Source organism: Pseudomonas sp. NBRC 111127 (assembly GCF_001320345.1).
GTDB classification, from domain to species: domain Bacteria; phylum Pseudomonadota; class Gammaproteobacteria; order Pseudomonadales; family Pseudomonadaceae; genus Aquipseudomonas; species Aquipseudomonas juntendi.
In genome coordinates this window covers 1-20309 of sequence record NZ_BCBD01000098.1, presented here as the reverse complement: position 1 = coordinate 20309, position 20309 = coordinate 1, and the positions used below count along the sequence as shown (strand labels likewise).

The following is a 20309-nucleotide window of genomic DNA, read 5'->3' as shown; positions in this document are numbered from 1 at the left end:
GTAGAGCGGCGCGTCAGTGAGCAACCCAACTATGTGACCGCCAGCGGCCTGCGCCAGTTGCAAGCACGTGTGGCCGAGTTGAATGCATTGCGCAGCGACCTGCAGGCGCAGGGCGAGCGTGTGGACAAGCAGCGGCTGGCCGATACCGAGCGCGACCTGCGTTACTTCAGCGCGCGGGTACAGAGCGCCCAGGTGGTACCGCCCGCGACGTCGCACAGCAAGGTGCAGATTGGCAGCCGGGTACGCTTTGTCGACGCGCAAGACCAAGCGCATGAGGTACGGCTGGTGGGCGAGGATGAGGCGGATGCCGGGCGCGGCCTGATCAACTGGGGGTCGCCGTTGGGGCGGGCCTTGCTGGGGGCGGGGCCGGGGGATGAGGTGGTGTGGCAGCGGCCGGTTGGGGAATTGGTGATCGAAGTGACTGACGTGATCGCTGAAGGGTGAGGCGCCTTGAGGCCCGTCGCGACACAAGGTCGCGATCATTGTTGCGGTTTTAACCGCGAAAAGGCCGGGCCTGCTGGCCAGTTTCTGCCAGGCATTGTGCGTCGTTGGTACCACCGTATTCGCGGGTGAACCCGCTCGATCAATGGTGCCGCCCCGGGTCTGCAGGACTGCCTGCCACCCCCGCCCGTCGTAGGAGCGGGTTTACCCGCGAAAGGGCCGGGCCTGCTGGCCGATTTCTACCAGGCATTGTGCGTTGCCGGCACCACCGAATTCGCGGGTGAACCCGCTCCTACATCGATTGATGATGCCGCCTCCGCCCGTTTATAAGCGGCCTTGTGTCGCGACGGGCCGCAAAGCGGCCCCCTGCGATCCCGGATCAAACCACGCCCTGAGCCAACATCGCATCCGCCACTTTGACAAAGCCGGCGATGTTCGCACCTTTCACGTAATTGACCCGGCCATCCGCCTCTTCACCATAATGCACGCAAGCATGGTGGATCGATTGCATGATGTTGTGCAGCTTGCTGTCCACTTCGCCGGCAGTCCACAGCAGGCGCATGGCATTCTGCGACATTTCCAGGCCAGACACGGCTACACCGCCGGCGTTGGATGCTTTGCCCGGGGCATAGAGGATGCCGGCTTCCAGGAAGATATCCACCGCTTCCAGGGTGGTCGGCATGTTGGCGCCTTCGGCCACGCAGATACAGCCGTTGGCCAGCAAGGTACGGGCGTCTTCGGCGCCCAGTTCATTCTGCGTGGCGCACGGCAAGGCGATGTCGCACGCCAGGCTCCACGGGGTCTGGCCCTTGCGGAACTCCAGGCCGAACTGCTCGGCCAGCTCGCTGATACGGCCCCGCTTGACGTTTTTCAGCGCCATCAATGCTTCCCACTGGGCATCGGTCAGGCCGGCTTCGGCATACAGCGTGCCTTCGGAGTCCGACATGGAGATCACTTTGCCGCCCAGGTCCATGACCTTGCGCGCGGCATACTGGGCAACGTTGCCCGAGCCCGACACCGCCACGCGACGGCCGTCGATGCGCTTGTCCTGGCGCTTGAGCATTTCCTCGGCGAAATACACGCAACCGTAGCCGGTGGCTTCGGGGCGAATCAGGCTGCCACCGTAGGTCATCCCCTTGCCGGTCAGTACCGAGGTGAACTGGTTGGCAAGCCGCTTGTACTGGCCAAACATGAAGCCGATTTCGCGGGCACCCACGCCGATGTCACCGGCCGGCACGTCGCAGTCGGCGCCGATATGGCGGTACAGCTCGCTCATGAACGCCTGGCAGAAGCGCATCACTTCGGCGTCGCTCTTGCCTTTGGGGTCGAAGTCCGACCCGCCCTTGCCACCGCCCATGGGCAGCGAAGTCAGGGAGTTCTTGAAGACCTGCTCGAAGGCCAGGAATTTCAGCACGCTGAGGTTGACCGAGGGGTGGAAGCGCAAGCCGCCCTTGTACGGGCCGATGGCGCTGCTCATCTGGATACGGTAGCCGCGGTTGACCTGCACTTTGCCCTGGTCATCGACCCACGACACGCGGAACAGCACCGCACGCTCCGGCTCGACCATACGCTCCAGGATGCCGGACTGCAGGTAATGAGGGTTGGCCTCAAGGAAGGGCCACAACGTGCGCAGCACTTCTTCCACTGCCTGGTGGAACTCGGGCTGGCCTGGGTCGCGCTGTTGCAGGCGCAGGAGGAAACTGTCGACAGATTCGATCATGGTAGACATCTCACCGAGGATTTTGGACTTATTGGTTTTTCGGGAATGTACCAAGAAGCAATCGCACCGGAACAGGGCGACATGTCGTTTTTCTGAATTTATTTGGTGCGCTTTATATAAGTGTATACAAAAAAAGCCGCAATACTGACCTTCAAACAGCCAGTCCCGTAAACGTCAGGCACAAAAATGGGGCCACCAAGGGCCCCATTCCTGTGCATCAAGACACTGGCTTATTGGGCCAGTTTCTTGTGCCTTACCCGGTGCGGCTGGGCAGCAGCGTCACCCAGACGCTTTTTGCGGTCGGCTTCGTACTCGGTGTAGTTACCCTCGAAGAACACCACGTTCGAGTCGTCTTCGTACGCCAGGATGTGGGTCGCCACACGGTCCAGGAACCAACGGTCGTGGGAAATCACGATCGCGGCGCCCGGGAAGTCCAGCAGGGCTTCTTCCAGCGAACGCAGGGTTTCCACGTCCAGGTCGTTGGACGGTTCGTCGAGCAGCAGGACGTTACCGCCCTCTTTCAGCGTCAACGCCAGGTGCAGGCGACCCCGCTCACCACCGGACAGGTCCTTGACGAACTTCTGCTGGTCGCCGCCTTTGAAGTTGAAACGGCCAACGTAAGTACGCGACGGGATCTCGTAGTTGCCGATCTTGATCATGTCGGAACCGTCGGACACCTGCTGGAACACGGTCTTGCTGCCGTCCAGGTCTTCGCGGCTTTGGTCGACGCAAGCCAGTTGCACGGTTTCGCCGATTTCGATGCTGCCCGAATCCGGCTGTTCCTTGCCCATCAGCATGCGGAACAGGGTGGACTTACCAGCACCGTTACCACCGATCACGCCGACGATCGCGCCTTTTGGCATGGCGAACGACAGGTTGTCGATCAGTACGCGGTCGCCATAGCCCTTGGTGACGTTCTTGAACTCGATGACCTTGTCACCCAGGCGTGGGCCGGCCGGGATGTAGATCTCGTTGGTTTCGCTACGCTTCTGGAATTCCTGCGACTGCATTTCTTCGAAGCGCTGCAGGCGGGCCTTGGACTTGGACTGGCGGGCCTTGGCGCCTTTGCGCACCCACTCCAGTTCCTCTTTCATGGCCTTTTCATGGGCGCTTTGCTGCTTGGACTCCTGCGCCAGGCGCTCGGACTTGGCTTCCAGCCAGCCCGAGTAGTTGCCTTCGTACGGGATGCCGGCGCCACGGTCCAGTTCCAGGATCCAGCCAGCGACGTTGTCGAGGAAGTAACGGTCGTGGGTAATCGCCACCACCGTGCCCGGGAAGTCGTGCAGGAAGCGCTCCAGCCAGGCCACCGAGTCGGCGTCCAGGTGGTTGGTTGGTTCGTCGAGCAGCAGCATGTCGGGGGCCGACAGCAGCAGGCGGCACAGGGCCACACGGCGCTTCTCACCACCGGACAGGTGCTCAATGCGGGCGTCCCAGGCCGGCAGGCGCAGGGCGTCGGCAGCGACGTCCAGCTGGCGCTCCAGGTTGTGGCCATCGGCGGCCTGCAGGATGGCTTCCAGCTTGGCCTGTTCGGCGGCCAGCTTGTCGAAGTCGGCATCCGGTTCGGCGTAGGCAGCGTACACCTCGTCCAGGCGGGCCTGGGCGTCCTTGATCACGCTGACGGCTTCTTCGACCACTTCGCGGACCGTCTTGGTCGGGTCCAGTTGCGGTTCCTGGGGCAGGTAGCCCACGTTGATGTCGGGCATCGGACGGGCTTCGCCGTCGAATTCCTTGTCGACGCCCGCCATGATCCGCAGCAGGGTCGACTTACCGGCGCCGTTCAGGCCGAGCACGCCAATCTTGGCGCCTGGGAAGAATGACAGGGAAATGTTCTTGAGAATTTCCCGCTTCGGCGGCACGACCTTGCTCAGCCGATGCATGGTGTAGACGTATTGAGCCAAAACCAAGCCCTCTAATCAGGTAAGTAAAGACATCGACGATCGCCCCGGCGCGCTGGCCAGGGAGATGTGTGTTTGGGTGTAATTGAACAAAGGCGACCATTCTACGCCATCGCACGGCGTTTCATAGGCGGGGCGATGGTGGGCAGGGAACGGTGTGATCTATGGGGAAATGTGTTGCCTGTGCCGCCCCTTTCGCGACTTTAGCCGCGAAAGGGGCGGCACAGCTGCCGAGATGGCTCAGACGTGACGCTGCCGGGCCTTGCCACGCGGCAACCGGCAACGGTCACCCTGCTCGGCCAGGCGCGCGGCCCAGGCAGACTTCACGCTGAAGCCACTGCTGCGGGCAGGCTGCTGCTCGGCAACATTCGCGGGTTTGGCGGCCGCAGGGGCAGTGCTGACCACCTTGGCTGCAGGCTTGTGGGCCGCAGCCACTGCCGGCGCTGCCGCCTTGGCGGTCTTGCGCAGTTCAGCCAGCGACGGGGCCTTGGGCTTGGCCGAACTGGCCGCTTCAGGTTTGCTCAGCGAACGCTGGCAAGACTTGCAGGATACGTCCTCGGTCACGGCAGTGCTGACAAGGGTCTGACTGCTACGCCCACAGGCGGAATCGAGGCCATTGGAGGAAAAGTGAGTAACCAAAAGCGAACATCTCCGATGCGTTGTCATGTAAAGCGGGCGGCATTCTCGCACAGGTTGCAGGGGCTTGCCGAACCGGCGGGCAGTCGCCATCGGCCCAGATGGCTGGCACTTTGCCATAATCGTAGGCATGCTAGCCGGTTTCGGGTGTCCGGCCTTATAGTGCGCCACCACGGTGTGACTGCCGGACATCGGTACATGCCGTGCACGTTTCGTCCCTGCCATCGCCAGCCCAATCGCAGGATCAGCGCTTGATCAATCTTACTCACCCGTCGTCACTGCGTTCAGCGCCTGAAGCACCCGCCTCTACCCTGCGCGGGTCGATCAAGGGCACGTTGGCGCTGCTGGCCCTGATCCTGCTGGGCCTGCTGCTGTGGCAACTGTTCGCCCAGTTCAACCACACCCAGGCCGACCTGCGCGCGCAGAGCCTGGATGCCAGCGTGGAAATGGCCGACCACCTGAACCTGAACATGGCGTTCAAGGCCCAGCAGGCGGTGAACGTGGTACAGCCCTACATCAACCCGCCGACGCCCGCAGCCATGCCCAGCCTGGTGGATACCCTGCGCCAGCGCCTGCCCGACCTGCAAAGCCTGGCCTGGCTGGACAGCACCGGGCAGCTGCGCGCCGACAGCCTGGCCGGCAGCCCGGACCGGCAGTGGCTGGACGAGTTACTGGCGCTGAACCAGGGGCGTGCGTACTTCTTCACCAATTCGCCCGACAACCACACGCTGTACATGCTGCTGCGCCAGGCCACCGAGCAGGACCGCGGCTACTGGCTGCTGCGCCTGTCGCCAGACTACTACCGCGAGCTCACCCTGCACCTGGACAGCGGCACCCACCCGTTATGGCTGCTGGAAAACAGCCGCACCGGCGAAGTGCTGCAGCGCCATGCCCCTACCGCTACCAGCGATGAACCACTGCAAAGCGTGATGCTGGCCTTCATCGACAACAGCACCTGGCAACTGCGCGGCCTGTTCGACGCCAAGCTGATGCAACAGAAGCTGCTGCCGGCGCTCATCGGCAAATGCCTGCTGGTGCTGTTTTGCGCCCTGCTGCCGGTGCTGGCCCTGATCAACATGCGCCGGCGCCAGCGTGCGCTGCAGGAAGACCGCCGGCGCTACCAGGAAATTTTCGAAGGCACCGGCGTGGCCCTGTGCGTTCTCGACTTGTCGAGCCTGCCGGGCCAGCTGGACCGCTACCACCTGCGCAACCGCGCCGCACTCAAGCACAGCCTGGCCCTGGACCCAGGCCTGCGCCGGTCCCTGCTGCTGGAACTGAAGATCACCGAAGTCAACCAGGTGGCCCGCCAGCTGCTGAACATCGACGGCCATGAAGGCGCCTGGCAGCGGTTGATCGACGGCACCGGCGATGGCCGCGACAGCATCGGCATGCAACTGATCGACGCGCTGATCGAACAGCGCCAGGTGCTGGAGCTGGAAGTACGCCTGCCGTCACCGCTGGGTGGCGAGTTGCACCTGTGGTTGATGGCGCGCCTGCCGCAACAACGGCGTGACTACCAGGCGGTGATCCTGAGCATCAGCGACATCACCAGCCGCAAGCAGGTCGAACTGTCGCTGCTGGAGCGCGAAAGCTTCTGGTCCGACGTGGTGCGCACCGTGCCCGACCAGCTGTACGTGCAGGATGTGCTCAGCCAGCGGATGATCTTCAGCAACCGCCACCTCGGCCAGACCCTGGGCTACGACCGTACCGAGCTGGCACACATGGGCGAGCGCTTCTGGGAACTGCTGCTGCACCCCGAAGACGCCGCGCACTACCAGGCCTTGCGCCAGCAACAGCGGAACAACGGCCACGACCAACAATTGCACTGTCAGTTGCGCTTTCGCCACCGGGACGGCAGTTGGCGCTGCTACGACATCCGCGAGCAGGTACTGACCCGCAACGCCGAAGGCCTGGTAACGCGCATCATCGGCGTTGGCAAGGATGTCACCGTACAGATCGAGGCCAGCGAGTCGCTGCGTGACAGTGAGCAGCGCTACCGCATGCTGGCCGAAAGCATCAGCGACGTGATCTTCTCCACCGACAACCTGCTCCAGCTCAACTATGTCAGCCCGTCGGTGCAGAGCGTGCTGGGTTACCAGGCCGAGTGGATCTTCACCAACGGCTGGCAGTCGATCATCGCCAACCCGGCCCAGCTCACCGGCATCTACAGCCTGATGGAGCGGGTCAGCAAGGCCATGGGCGACGCCGAGCAGTTGGCCCAGCTGCGCAGCCAGCTGCCGACCCAGCTGTTCCTGTTCGACTGCCTGCGCGCCGATGGCCGCAAGATCCCGATCGAACTGCGCCTGGTGCTGGTGTGGGACGACGACCAGCGCTTCGAAGGTGTGCTGGGGGTCGGCCGCGACATCAGCCAGCAGCGCCGCGCAGAAAAAGACCTGCGCATGGCCGCGACGGTATTCGAGCACTCGACCTCGGCGATTCTCATCACCGACCCGGCCGGCTATATCGTCCAGGCCAACGAAGCGTTCAGCCGGGTCAGCGGCTACGCCGTCAGCGACGTGCTCGACCAGTTGCCCAGCATGCTCACGGTCGACGAACAGCAGGAAAGCCACCTGCGCTACGTGGTCAAGCAACTGCACCAGCGCGGCAGCTGGGAGGGCGAGGTGTGGCTCAAGCGCCGTGACGGCGACCACTACCCGGCCTGGGTCGGCATCACCGCAGTGCTGGACGATGAGGGCGACCTGGCCAGCTACGTGTGCTTCTTTACCGACATCAGCGAGCGCAAGGCCAGCGAGCAACGCATTCACCGCCTGGCCTACTACGACGCCCTCACCCACCTGCCCAACCGCACGCTGTTCCAGGACCGTTTGTACAACGCCCTGCAACAGGCCGAGCGGCAAAAGGCCTGGGTGGTGCTGATGTTCCTCGACCTCGACCGCTTCAAGCCGATCAACGACTCGCTTGGCCATGCCGCCGGCGACCGCATGCTCAAGGACATGGCCTTGCGCCTGCTGGCCTGCGTGGACGACGACGACACCGTGGCGCGCATGGGCGGCGACGAATTCACCTTGCTGCTGCAACCGCGCGCGACCCGGGAAATGGCCTTGAACCGTGCCATCCATGTGGCCGAGAACATCCTTGCCAGCCTGGTGCGGCCGTTCGTGCTGGAAAACCGCGAGTTCTTCGTCACCGCCAGTATCGGCATCGCCCTCAGCCCGCAGGATGGCAGCGAGCTGAGCCAGCTGATGAAAAACGCCGACACCGCCATGTACCACGCCAAGGAACGCGGCAAGAACAACTTCCAGTTCTACCAGGCCGAGATGAACGCCAGCGCCCTGGAGCGCCTGGAGCTGGAAAGCGACTTGCGCCATGCCATGGAGCAGAACGAGTTCATCCTGTACTACCAGCCGCAGTTCAGTGGCGATGGCAAACGCCTGACCGGTGCCGAGGCGCTGCTGCGCTGGCGGCACCCGACCCGCGGCCTGGTGCCGCCCGGCGACTTCATCCCGGTGATCGAGGAGCTGGGCCTGGTGGTGGATGTGGGCGACTGGGTGCTGCGCGAGGCCAGCCGCCAGCTCAAGGCCTGGCACAAGGCCAAGGTGCGGGTGCCGAAAGTCTCGGTGAACATCTCGGCGCGGCAGTTCTCCGATGGCCAGCTGGGCACCCGGATTGCCACCATCTTCGAGGAATGCGGGCTACCGCCGGCGTGCCTGGAGCTGGAACTGACCGAGAGTATCCTGATGCGTGAGGTGAACGAGGCGCTGCAGATACTGGCGAGCCTGAAGAACCTTGGCCTGAGCATTGCGGTGGATGACTTCGGCACCGGCTACTCGTCGCTGAACTACCTCAAGCAGTTCCCTATCGACGTGCTGAAGATCGACCGAACCTTCGTCGACGGCCTGCCCGAAGGCGAGCAGGACGCGCAGATTGCCCGGGCGATCATCGCCATGGCCCACAGCCTCAACCTGGCGGTCATCGCCGAGGGCGTGGAAACCCACGAGCAACTGGAGTTCCTGCGCGAGCACGGGTGCGACGAGGTGCAGGGCTACCTGTTCGGGCGCCCGATGCCGGCGCATCAGTTCGAGGCACAGTTCGCCAACGAGACGTTGTTCATGTTCCATTGACGCTGCCTGCACTGGCCTCATCGCAACACATGAATTATTGATTCAGCAGGACCTTGTGGGAGCGGGCGTGCCCGCGAACACCGGCGTAGCCGGTGCCAGCCTCCGCGCCGGGTTCTTCGCGGGCGTGCCCGCTCCCACACCGACCGCTCCAACTTCCAGCCATGTGCCAACATGTGGGAGCCGGCTTGCCGGCGATGGGGCGCAAAGCCCCCAGAAACCGGACTTCAAAGTCAACTCCAATCCCCACCCAGCCCAGACACGGCGCGGGATGCAACATGAGACCCATTGGTCCGCGACTTGACGCCACTTCATATGCCAGCCGCGAATCAATCGGTTAGAATGCCCCCCCAAACTACCCCGATCCTTGAGGACCGCCATGTTCAGCCGTGATTTGACCATTGCCAAGTACGACGCCGAGCTCTTCGAAGCCATGCAGCAAGAAGCCCTGCGCCAGGAAGAGCATATCGAGCTGATCGCCTCGGAAAACTACACCAGCCCGGCTGTCATGGAAGCCCAGGGCTCGGTGCTGACCAACAAGTACGCCGAAGGCTACCCAGGCAAGCGCTACTACGGTGGTTGCGAGTACGTCGACGTCGTCGAGCAATTGGCCATCGACCGTGCCAAAGAGCTGTTCGGTGCCGATTACGCCAACGTCCAGCCGCACGCTGGCTCCCAGGCCAACGCTGCTGTCTACCTGGCCCTGCTGTCGGCCGGTGACACCATCCTGGGCATGAGCCTGGCCCACGGTGGCCACCTGACCCACGGTGCTTCGGTAAGCTCCTCGGGCAAACTGTACAACGCCATCCAGTACGGCATCGACGGCAACGGCCTGATCGACTACGACGAAGTCGAGCGCCTGGCTGTTGAGCACAAGCCGAAGATGATCGTTGCCGGCTTCTCCGCCTACTCGCAAGTACTGGACTTCGCCCGCTTCCGTGCCATCGCCGACAAGGTGGGTGCCTACCTGTTCGTCGACATGGCCCACGTTGCCGGCCTGGTTGCCGCTGGCGTGTACCCGAACCCGGTACCGTTCGCCGACGTGGTCACCACCACCACGCACAAGACCCTGCGCGGCCCACGCGGCGGCCTGATCCTGGCGCGCAAGAACGAAGAAATCGAGAAGAAGCTGAACTCCGCCGTATTCCCTGGCGCCCAGGGCGGCCCGCTGGAGCACGTCATCGCCGCCAAGGCCATCTGCTTCAAGGAAGCCCTGCAGCCTGAGTTCAAGGCTTACCAGCAGCAGGTCGTGAAAAACGCCCAGGCCATGGCCGAAGTGTTCATCGAGCGTGGTTTCGACGTGGTGTCTGGCGGTACCCAGAACCACCTGTTCCTGCTGTCGCTGATCAAGCAGGAAATCTCCGGTAAAGATGCGGACGCTGCCCTGGGCAAAGCCTACATTACCGTCAACAAGAACTCGGTACCCAACGACCCACGTTCGCCGTTCGTCACCTCGGGCCTGCGTTTCGGCACCCCAGCCGTCACCACCCGTGGCTTCAAGGAAGCCGAGTGCAAGGAACTGGCTGGCTGGATCTGCGACATCCTGGCTGACCTGAACAACGAAGCGGTGATCGATGCCGTGCGTGAAAAGGTCAAGGCCATCTGCAAGAAGCTGCCGGTTTACGGCAACTGATCGCTGATCGCCAGAAGAAAAGCCCGGCTCGATGCCGGGTTTTTTATGCGCCGGATTTCACACGGCTTGCGGCACAGTGCTGTCATTTTTCCAGTAGGTAATTTCTTGACCAGAGACCAACTCGAAACCCGGCAAACGCTCATTTATTTCGCCACCGTGCTGGCGGCCTGCGCTTTCGGCGTTTTCGACAGTGCGGGTGCTTCAGTGCTGGAAGTGCTGATCACACCCGCCATCGCCGTGCTGATGTACGCCATGTTCTTGCAGATACCCTTTCTGGACCTGCGCACAAGCCTGGCCAATCGGCGCTTCACGGCTGCCTTGCTGCTGGCCAATTTCGTGCTGGTGCCCTTGCTGGTGTGGGGCCTGACGCGCGGGCTGACGGGCCAGCCGGCCTTGCTGGCAGGCGCCCTGCTGGTACTGCTGGCACCTTGCATCGACTACGTGGTGGTGTTCACACACATGGGCAAAGGCGATGCGCGGCTCATGCTGGCCGCCACCCCCGTGCTGTTGCTGCTGCAACTGCTGCTGTTGCCGTTTTACCTGGCGCTCATGCTCGACGATGGCCAGGCGTTGAACCTGGCGATAGGGCCCTTCGTGCAGGCGTTCGTGGCGATGATCGTCGTGCCGTTGGCCTTGGCCGTGTGGACCAGTGCCCTGGTCGGCAAGTGGCGGGGGGTGAGCCGGTGGAACGATGCCTGGGCCTGGATGCCCGTACCGGCGATGGCACTGGTGCTGTTCGTGGTGATCGCTTCACAGATCCGGATCGTGTTGCACGACCTGCCGCAACTGCTGCCCGTAGTGCCGGTTTACCTGGGCTTTGCGCTGGTGGCACCCGCCATCGGCTGGGCAACAGCGAGGCTGCTGGGCTTGCCGGCACAGCAGAAGCGCGCCGTGATGTTCAGTGCGGCGACGCGCAACTCGCTGGTGGTGTTGCCGCTGGCGCTCGCCTTGCCAGAGCAGTGGCGCACACTGGCGGCAGCGGCGGTGATTACCCAGACATTGGTCGAGCTGGTCTGCGAGCTGGTCTACGTGCGGGCGATTCCGGCGGTCGCCCGCACGTAAACAGCATCAGCTCACTACGTGCAGGTAATGCAGGTGGCGCTCGTACTGGTCGAGGATGTCGCCGATCACATCCTCACGGCTCCAGCCCATCACATCGTAGTCCTGCCCGCCTTCGCGCAGGTACACCTCTGCCCGGAAGTATTTGCGCGCATCGCTGTTGTCATCGGCGTCGCGCATGACGAAGCTCGGCGTATTGAATGCCCGGGGGCGTACCTGGTACTTGAAGCGCCCTTCACCGGCATGGGAAAGCTCGAGCGTGATGCGGCCGTCTTCACGCTCATCCACGGTCACCTCATAGCCCTGTTTGCGCAGTTCCTGCGCCACTTCTTCGCAAGCGGGCTTGACCACATCGGCGATGAAGCGGGTGACGTGCGCCCTGCGCGGCATCATGGCGATATTGCGCAAGCGGCGCTGCCAGCCGCCGTGGTTCTGACGGCCCTGCCGCTGACCTGGCAGTGCCTGGGTGCGCAGCCCACGCCGTGTGGCGTCCAGCCCCAGGGCCTTGAACAACCCCCAGATGGAAAACAGCAGGATGATCGCGAACGGCAAGGCGCTGGCAATGGTGGCCGCCTGCAATGCTTTCAGGCCGTTGGCCAGCAGCAGGGCAATGGCCACCGCGCCCATGGTGACCGACCAGAACACGCGCTGCCAGAGCGGTGAATGGCCCCTGCCGGAGGACGCCAACATATCCACGACAAGCGCACCCGAGTCGGCCGAGGTAACGAAGAAAACTACCACCATCAGCACTGCCAGCATCGAGATGGCCGTAGACCAGGGGAAGTGCTCGAGGAACGCGAACAAGGCCAGCGAGCTGTCCTGATCCACCACCGTGGCCAGGTCCTTGACACCGCCGTGCAGGATCATATGGATGGCCGAGTCGCCAAACACGGTCATCCACAGCAACGTGAAGCCGGCCGGGACGAACAGCACGCCACACACGAACTCGCGAATGGTGCGCCCACGGGAAATGCGCGCAATGAACAACCCCACGAAGGGCGACCAAGACAACCACCAGCCCCAGTAGAGCAAGGTCCAGCCGCCAATCCAGTCGGTGGGTTCGTAGGCAAACAGGTTGAACGTCTTGTTGACAATGTCGGACAGGTAGGCCCCTGTGTTCTGCACATAGGCCTGCAGCAGGAATACCGTAGGGCCTACCGCCAGCACGAAAAGCATCAGGACCACGGCGAGCCCCAGGTTGAGCTCCGACAGGATACGGATGCCCTTGTCCAGGCCGCTGGCCACCGACAGCGTGGCCAATGCACAGGTAACGGCAATCAGAATGACCTGCACCGAGGTGCTGATCGGAAGGCCGAACAAGTGGTTCAGCCCACTGTTGATCTGCAGCACACCGTAGCCCAGCGAGGTGGCGACGCCAAATACCGTGCCCAGGATGGCGAAGATGTCCACTGCATGGCCGATAGGGCCGTAGATACGCTCGCCGATCAAGGGGTACAGCGCCGAACGCAGGGTAAGCGGCAGCCCGTTGCGGAAACTGAAGTAGGCCAGGATCAACGCCACCATGGCGTAGATCGCCCAGGCATGCAGCCCCCAGTGGAAAAAGGTGATGTTCATGGCTTCGAGGGCGGCGGCCACCGTGTTGGGGTCACCCACGGGCGGGTGGATGAAGTGCATCACCGGCTCGGCCACACCGAAGAACATCAGGCCGATGCCCATGCCGGCAGAGAACAGCATGGCGAACCAGCTTTTGTTGGGGTAGTCGGGCTCGCTATGGTCCGGGCCCAGCTTGATGTCGCCGTAGCGGCTTACGGCCAGGAAGACGACGCTGATCAGCACCAGTGCGACGGTGAGGATGTAGAACCAGGCTGCATTGGTGACGATCCACTGCTGAACATGCTCGAAGACGCTTTGGGCATGCGCCTGGAACATCGTGGCGTACAACACCAGTAACAGCACCAGTACTGCACTGGTGAAAAAGACAGGTGGGTTGATGGTGCTCCTGCGTTTCTGGTTTTCAGGCATAGGCGTTACTCCTTCGGGCGTTCAGCGCTGCGCTCCATCACTGGGCAGTCAGAACACGACTGCCCGTGGCGCATGATGCATGGAAGATGCTGAAACCTTACAGTGAGTTCCAGCAATTCCAAAACTTAGCCGCTTCGCTTGCCGTACAGAAGCCTTTGAACCTGTCAGCCGAGGTTACGCTTCAGCTCGGCAATGTGCTCGGGGCCGATGCCGCAGCAGCCGCCCACCATGCTGGCGCCGCGTTCACGCCAGTCCTTGGCCCAGGCAAGGTAGCCCGGTGGGTCCAGGTCTTCGCGCAACTCGTCCAGCCCGTCGTTGGCGGTAGCCTCTTTGGGCTGCGGGGGGAAGGCGTTGGCGTAGGCACCGATGGCCACCCCAGCCCCTTGCTTGTCGATAACGGCACGGGCGACGTCAATGGCCGCGCCGATTACTTCCGGCTGGCTGCAGTTGAACAGCACCGCTGCGGCGCCCAGCCCGACTACCGCTTGCACGGCATCCGCTACCGGCTCACCGGAGCGCAGGCGCGGCACCGTATCCACGTCCTCGTCCTGCAGGGTGAACGACACCCAGAACGGGCGGCCGTCTTTGGGCAGGTGCGCGTGGATGGCACGTACTTCGGCGATGGCGCTCTGGGTTTCGGCCAGCCACAGGTCAACGTGTGGCGCCAGGCCGGCGAGCAGCGGCTTCAATACTTCTTCGACCCGCTCAGGTTGGAACAGGTCAGGGCGGTAAGAGCCGAACAGCGGTGGCAGCGAACCCGCTACCTTGACCGGGTGTGCAGCATTATCGGCGGCATGACGCGCCAGCTGGCCGGCGGTATTGGCCAGCTGCTGGCCTTCTGTAGCAAAACGTTGCTCGCCAATGTGGAACGGCACGACCGCATAGCTGTTGCTGGTAATGACCTGGGCACCCGCGGCAATGAACGCCGCATGCACACCTACCACGGCCTCGGGCGCCTCGGTCAGCGCCAGCGCCGACCATTCGGGCTGGCGAAACGGTGCGCCGCTGCGCTGTAGTTCACGGCCCATGCCGCCGTCGAGAATAACCATCGCGCGCTGTGTCATATAACTACTCTGAAGGTACTTATGAATAAAATTCATTATGAGAGAAAGGTTTATAACTATTAAATACACTTTCTCTTTTTTGGCAAACTTTTCAGGTATGTACATGCGCTTTTCTACTGTGCTCGGCGCGGGCCTCGTGTTGCTCGCCACTGCGTCCCAGGCCCTGGCAGGTACCACGCTGGAGCGGGTTGAATCGCGCAAGGAAATGGTCAACGTGTTGATGGAGAGCTACCCGCCGTTCTCCTTCCTCAATGATCAGAACCAACTCGACGGCTTCGACGTGGATGTGGCCAAGGCCGTGGCCGACAAGCTTGGCGTGAAGCTGCGCCTGGAAACCCCGTCGTGGGACGTGATCGCCGCCGGCCGCTGGAGCGGCCGCTACGACATCTGCATCTGCTCGATGACACCCAGCAAGGCGCGCGCCGAAGTGTTCGACTTCCCGGTGGAGTACTACGCATCGCCGGCGGTGATCGTGGTCAATGCCAAGGATGAGCGCATTCATGGGGCCAAGGACCTGGATGGGCGCAAGGTAGGCTTGACCAGCGCCTCCAGCTACGAAAGCTACCTGAACAAGAACCTGGTGATCGAAGGCAAGGAAGACCAGAAGATCGACTACCCCTTCGACTTTGTGCAGATTGCGCCTTACGACACCGACAACGTCGCCTTCCAGGACCTGGGCCTGGGCGCCGGCGTACGTCTGGATGCCATTCTTACCAACCTGGTGACCGCGCAGCCGCGCCTGACCCAGGATAAGCGCTTCAAGCTGGCCGGCGCCCCACTGTATGAAGAGCCCAACTCGGTGGCCATCGAGAAAGGCGACCCTGAATGGGATGCCAAGGTGCGCCAGGTGTTTGCCGAACTGAAAGCCGATGGCACGCTGGCCAAGCTGTCGCAGAAATGGATTGGCGCCGACATCAGCAAATGAGCACCTTCCCTTCCTCCCCCAAGCCCGCGGCCAAAGCCACGGGCGCCAGCCTGTTCGGCTTTCGCACCCGGCTGCTGCTGACCTGGCTGGCGCTGTTCGGTCTGTTCGTGGCGTTCTTCCTCAGCTTCGACCTGAAGTTTGCGATCATTGTGGAGAAGTTCCCCAACCTCGCCGGCTTCAAACTGGGCCCTAACGGCTTTTTGCAAGGCGCAGCGCTGACCCTGTTCCTGTGCCTGTGCTCGATGGTGGTCTCGGTGCTGCTGGGCTTTGCCGCAGCCCTGGCGCGCTTGTCCGGCAGTGCGGTGCTGGTCGGTATCGCCAGTTTCTACACGTCGTTCTTCCGCGGTACGCCGCTGCTTATCCAGATTCTGCTGATTTACCTGGGCCTGCCACAGGTCGGCCTGGTGCCCGGCGCAATCAGCGCAGGCATCATTGCGTTGTCGCTGAACTACGGCGCGTACCTCAGTGAAATCTTCCGCGCCGGCATTCTCGGCGTGGCGCGTGGCCAGCGCGAAGCGGCGCTGGCGCTGGGCATGCGCCCGCCGCAGACGTTCTGCTACATCGTGCTGCCCCAGGCCATGCGGGTGATCATTCCGCCCACGGCCAACCAGTTCATCTCGATGCTCAAGGATTCATCGCTGATTTCGGTGATGGGGGTGTGGGAAGTGATGTTCCTGGCCCAGTCGTACGGGCGTTCCAGCTACCGTTACCTGGAAATGCTGACTACCGCGGCAATCATCTACTGGGTACTCTCGATTCTGCTGGAGCTGGTGCAAGCGCGCCTGGAACGGCACTTCGGCAAGGCGTACCAGCGCTGAGCAGTGCCTGGGCGCAGCGGGCACATGCAAGAACGGTCGCCCGAAGGCGACCGCTGGTGGGTGGGGCGACAGTCGGCTAGTCCTTGCTGACGGCGTCCTTCACATCGCCCACCAGTTGTAGGGCTTCACCCTTTTTCTCCTGCACCTTGCCCTTTACCTCCAGCTCGGTATTGCCAGTCGCTTTACCGACGGCTTGCTTGACCTTGCCAACCACTTCGTTGGCCATGCCTTTGACTTTGTCAGACGTGCTGCTCATGGTTTTTCTCCTTCAACGACATCCGTACATGTGGGTTGGGGTTACACCAGTGAAACGGGCAGACCTGGGCGGGTGATCACACATTCACGACCCGGGTCTTGCGTGACGACAGGGCGAAGCGGCCTGCCACAACGCTCAAGGCGGCGCCAAGCAGCAGGGTTACCAGCGTGCCCCAGGCGGCTTTGGACACGTTGCTAGCCGCTACCTGGGCAGCTTCACGCGCCTGTTGCTCTGCCTGGTCTTTCAGCACTTGCACCTGCTCGGCGGCTTGCTGATAGGCACGGGCATAGTTATCCACGATCTGCTGGGCCTCCTGCTGGCTCTTGCCCGTGCGCGCCGCCACGATGTTGACCAGGGCCTGCTTGTCTGCCGCGCTCAGCGCAGGCTCACCGGCCTTGCGTACCCGGTCGAACCATTGCTTGAGCTGGTCAACGGCCTGGGTCGGGTCCTCGGCGGCAATACGGCCCGCCGACTCACCCTGCGCCTGCGCCTGATCGGCCTGCTGCTCCAGGTTCGACGGGTTCAGTTCCGCCTTGCCGGACTGTTGCAGAGTCTTGTTCAGCTCCGCTTCCAGGCTGTCCCAGTCGAGCGAAATGCCCTGCTTACCCAGGCGCTCTTTGATGCCTTGGCCGACTGCCGGTGCGGCCGCAGCCACACCATCCGCGGCAAGCGACAGGCCTTTACCGGCAATATTGCCGGCAGTGCCGACCACGCCCCCGGCCAGCGAAGCCAGCAGCCAGGTCGCCAGCAATGTGGTCACCGTCCAGCTCAACAGGCCATGCAGGCCACCGCGGCCCGGCGCCGTGCGGCCGGCAACCCAGGCACCGGCGGCTACCGAAACCAGGGTGCTGACGAACAACCACACCCCCGCACCGGTGCCAAAGCCACGCAGCGGGTTGCCATCGGCCATCGCGTCAACGGCCCCGGCCCCGATGGCGGTGCCCAGCACACTGAGTACCAGGTAGGTAGCCAAGGCAATGGCCCCCCCGGCGAAAACTGCACTCCACGACACCCGCAGCGGGCTCACGGCATTTGCCGGGGTGCTTACATAGGCTTCAGTCATCTATGCATCCTCGTCAATGGGAACTGGCTGCACCGGCCACGGGTGCCTGATGCAACGTCATGGCCAGTTTGCGGGTCCCATGCAAGGGTGTATTGATGCATCTGCCCCACCCGAACTAGTGCATTGGCACCAATCTGCCGGTGCCTGCTGCGTTTATGCTCAACGCCAGTCACCACACCAGCCACTACCGACCGGGGGACGCCCATGAGCGACGCCGTGCTTGCCCGTGAAACCAACCGCCGCCAGCTGCAGCAGATAATTGCCGGGCTTTCGGATGGCGTGATGCTGCTGGAAGTGGACCAGACGATCATCTGGGCCAACGAAGCCGCCCTGCGCATGCACGGGGTCGACAGCCTGGAACAGCTGGGCGGGGACGCCGAGGGTTATCGCCAGCGCTTTGCCCTGCGCTACCGCAACAACCATCCACTGGAAGCCGACCAGTACCCCATTGCCCGCGTGGCGGCGGGGCAGGTGTTCAGCGATGTCGTGGTCGAGGTTTCGCCGGTTGGCGATGAGGAGGCGCGCAGCCGGGTACACCGTGTTCGCAGCATGGTGCTGGAAGACAGCAAGGGCGAGGCCGAGTCGTTGGTGCTGATACTGGCCGACGCTACCGAGTGGGCCAGCGCAGAGCAGCGCTTTGAAAAAACCTTCAACGCCAACCCTGCCCCCGCCGTTATCTGCCGCCTCAGCGACTTGCGCTTCATCAAGGTGAACCAGGGCTTTCTGGAAATGACCGGGCATGTGCGGGAAAACGTCATTGGCCGCTCGGTGTATGAAGTGGACGTGCTGGAAAACGCCGAGCGCAAGGAGTTGGCGATCGAGCGCCTGATAGAAGGCGCGACCATCCCGCAGATGCAGGCCGAGCTGCGCTTGCCAGAAGGCGGCACCAAGCTGGTGATCGTGGCCGGGCAGCCGCTGGACATGCACGAAGAGGATTGCATGCTGTTTTCGTTCACCGACCTGGAGCCTCGGCGTAAGGCGGAGAACGCCCTGCGCCAGAGCGAAGAGCGCTTTGCCAAGGCGTTTCGCCTGAGCCCGGTGCCGACCTTGCTGTGCAGCGCCGACAAGCAGCAACTGATCGATGCCAACGAAGCGTTCCTCGACAGCCTGGGCTACACCGCCCAGGAGCTGATCGGTAAAACCGTGGCCGAAATCGACTTCTTTGCCGACCGCGGGGTGGCCGCGCAGGTGTTCGATGCGCTGGAAAAGAGCGGGCGTATCGAGGCGCTGGATGTGAAGCTGCGCAAGAAAGGTGACGACCCGCTCGACTGCATGCTGCAAGCCGACACCGTGAGCCTGCTGGACACCCCGTGTTACCTGCTGGTGCTGATGGACATCACCGAGCGCAAGCGCTCGGAGCTGGAACTGGTCGAGGCGATCGAGACCGTCATGCAGGATGCATCGTGGTTCAGCCAGACATTGATCGAGAAGCTGGCCAATGCCAAACGTATCAACACCGGCCGGTTGCCCGATGCCTCGTTCACCGACCTTACCCGCCGCGAGCGGGATGTGCTGGCGCTTATCTGCGAAGGGCTGGCCGACAAGGAGATTGCGGCGCGCCTGAACCTGGCGCTGAACACGGTGCGCAACCACGTGGCAACGGTTTATTCCAAGCTCGATGTGCACAGCCGCAGTGAAGCGATCGTGTGGGCGCGGGAACGGCGTTTGTTCAGTACCTGATGGGTTGTTCGCGGCTGGGCCTGGCGCTGCCGCTGCCAGGGCCTACCCTTGACAGTATCCCGGTTGACCGCAAATACTCTGGGCAGATTCATATAGATGACCAAATAACAAGGTGAATCGTTCCATGACCGCACTCCCCTTCCCGATGCCTTTGCATGCTGGCCAGCCCGCACATTTGATTGCCCTGCCTGCACCTTCTGTTTGCCGCTGACGCGCCTGCCCAACCGAGACTCCTTGCATGACTCCCTTAGATATTCAGCTGTTGCTGACCGCCCTGGTCAGTGTTCTGGTGCTGGTGGCGCTGATCGTGTCGCGCCTGAAGATGCACCCGCTCCTGGCGTTGCTGGTGGTGTCCATTGGCGTGGGCTTCGCGACCCATATGCAACCCGGCAGTATCGTTTCGCACCTGCTCACCGGTGCGGGCAAGACACTGGGTGCGGTCGGGGTGGTGATTGCCCTTGGCGCCATGCTGGGCAAGATCCTGGCGGATGCTGGCGTTACCGAACAGGTCGCCGATGTCATCCTCAAACGCACCCCCGACCGCCTTATCCCCTGGGCGATGATGCTGGTGGCCTTCGTCATCGGCATCCCGATGTTCTTCGAGGTTGGCCTGGTGATCATGCTGCCGTTGATTTTCAGCGTGGCACGCAAGCTGGAGGGCAAGGCGCGCTTCAAGGGCTCTGCCTATGTGTACGTAGGTGTGCCGGTGATTTCCGCCTTGGCGGCCATGCATGGCATGGTCCCTCCGCACCCTGGCCCACTGACCGCCATTGCCGTGCTCAAGACCTCGGTCGGGCCGACCATGCTTTACGGCTTCCTTGCCGCGATCCCTGCCATGGTCCTGGGCGGCCCGTTGTACGGCATGTTCATTTCCCGGCGCATGAGCACCCGCCCCGATCAGGCACTGCTGGACCAGTTCACCCTGGCTGAGCAGGCCGACGGCCAACCCCGCCCCGGTGTATTGATCGGCATGCTGGCCGCGCTGCTGCCGGCGATCCTGATGCTGGTGCACGCCGTTGCCGAAATGCTGCTGCCCAAGGGCAATGCGCTGCTGGAA

Annotated in this window: 15 protein-coding genes; 8 read left to right on the top strand and 7 right to left on the bottom strand. The window is 62.8% G+C overall.

The features are described 5' to 3' along the window. On the top strand, nt 1–444 hold a 444-nt coding region (locus tag APH30_RS17620; RefSeq protein ID WP_054913281.1), incomplete at its 5' end, for a GreA/GreB family elongation factor. Nucleotides 445–820: 376 nt separating this feature from the next. Here APH30_RS17620 and gdhA read toward each other — a convergent pair. From gdhA to APH30_RS17605, 3 genes are all read right to left on the bottom strand, one after another. Further along, the gene (gene gdhA / locus APH30_RS17615; protein ID WP_054881365.1) at nt 821–2161 is read right to left on the bottom strand and encodes an NADP-specific glutamate dehydrogenase; all 1341 of its coding nucleotides are present in this window, start codon (nt 2159–2161) and stop codon (nt 821–823) included. Nucleotides 2162–2391: 230 nt separating this feature from the next. After that, on the bottom strand, nt 2392–4059 hold the full coding sequence (ettA, locus tag APH30_RS17610) for an energy-dependent translational throttle protein EttA (RefSeq protein ID WP_054913280.1): 1668 nt from the start codon (nt 4057–4059) through the stop codon (nt 2392–2394). Nucleotides 4060–4296: 237 nt separating this feature from the next. After that, entirely contained in the window at nt 4297–4695 is a 399-nt protein-coding gene (locus APH30_RS17605) for a hypothetical protein (protein WP_029884888.1), read from the bottom strand. Nucleotides 4696–4943: 248 nt separating this feature from the next. Between APH30_RS17605 and APH30_RS17600 the strand changes: the two genes are divergently transcribed. The 3 genes from APH30_RS17600 to APH30_RS17590 all read left to right on the top strand — a co-directional run bounded on the left by APH30_RS17600 (nt 4944) and on the right by APH30_RS17590 (nt 11466). After that, nucleotides 4944–8774, top strand: a complete 3831-nt coding sequence (locus APH30_RS17600; protein WP_054913279.1) for a bifunctional diguanylate cyclase/phosphodiesterase — start codon at nt 4944–4946, stop codon at nt 8772–8774. Nucleotides 8775–9150: 376 nt separating this feature from the next. Next, nucleotides 9151–10404, top strand: a complete 1254-nt coding sequence (gene glyA / locus APH30_RS17595; protein ID WP_009686086.1) for a serine hydroxymethyltransferase — start codon at nt 9151–9153, stop codon at nt 10402–10404. A gap of 105 nt (nt 10405–10509) precedes the next feature. Continuing rightward, nucleotides 10510–11466 carry an arsenic resistance protein gene (locus tag APH30_RS17590; RefSeq protein WP_054913278.1) on the top strand — a complete coding sequence of 319 codons (957 nt, stop codon included), beginning with the start codon at nt 10510–10512 and terminating at the stop codon, nt 11464–11466. A 6-nt stretch (nt 11467–11472) separates the two neighbouring features. Here the strand turns inward: APH30_RS17590 and betT are convergent, their stop codons facing one another. Then, nucleotides 11473–13446: a choline BCCT transporter BetT gene (gene betT, locus APH30_RS17585; protein ID WP_054913277.1), complete on the bottom strand. Its 1974-nt coding sequence runs from the start codon at nt 13444–13446 to the stop codon at nt 11473–11475. Nucleotides 13447–13610: 164 nt separating this feature from the next. Further along, a complete protein-coding gene (locus APH30_RS17580) occupies nt 13611–14495 on the bottom strand; it encodes a homocysteine S-methyltransferase family protein (protein WP_029884900.1) in 885 nt (294 codons plus the stop codon). A gap of 118 nt (nt 14496–14613) precedes the next feature. Between APH30_RS17580 and APH30_RS17575 the strand changes: the two genes are divergently transcribed. Continuing rightward, nucleotides 14614–15435: an ABC transporter substrate-binding protein gene (locus APH30_RS17575; RefSeq protein WP_009686082.1), complete on the top strand. Its 822-nt coding sequence runs from the start codon at nt 14614–14616 to the stop codon at nt 15433–15435. Next, nucleotides 15432–16253, top strand: a complete 822-nt coding sequence (locus tag APH30_RS17570; protein ID WP_029884901.1) for an amino acid ABC transporter permease — start codon at nt 15432–15434, stop codon at nt 16251–16253. The genes APH30_RS17575 and APH30_RS17570 overlap by 4 nt, the downstream gene beginning before the upstream one ends. A 76-nt stretch (nt 16254–16329) precedes the next feature. Here the strand turns inward: APH30_RS17570 and APH30_RS17565 are convergent, their stop codons facing one another. Both APH30_RS17565 and APH30_RS17560 read right to left on the bottom strand, forming a co-directional pair. Then, nucleotides 16330–16509: a CsbD family protein gene (locus APH30_RS17565; protein WP_054913276.1), complete on the bottom strand. Its 180-nt coding sequence runs from the start codon at nt 16507–16509 to the stop codon at nt 16330–16332. Nucleotides 16510–16585: 76 nt separating this feature from the next. Then, nucleotides 16586–17572, bottom strand: a complete 987-nt coding sequence (locus APH30_RS17560) for a hypothetical protein (RefSeq protein ID WP_009686079.1) — start codon at nt 17570–17572, stop codon at nt 16586–16588. A 204-nt stretch (nt 17573–17776) separates the two neighbouring features. Here APH30_RS17560 and APH30_RS17555 point away from each other — a divergent pair, with 204 nt between their 5' ends. Next, on the top strand, nt 17777–19252 hold the full coding sequence (locus APH30_RS17555) for a PAS domain S-box protein (RefSeq protein ID WP_009686078.1): 1476 nt from the start codon (nt 17777–17779) through the stop codon (nt 19250–19252). A 238-nt stretch (nt 19253–19490) separates the two neighbouring features. Next, on the top strand, nt 19491–20309 hold an 819-nt coding region (locus APH30_RS17550), incomplete at its 3' end, for a GntP family permease (RefSeq protein ID WP_218186811.1).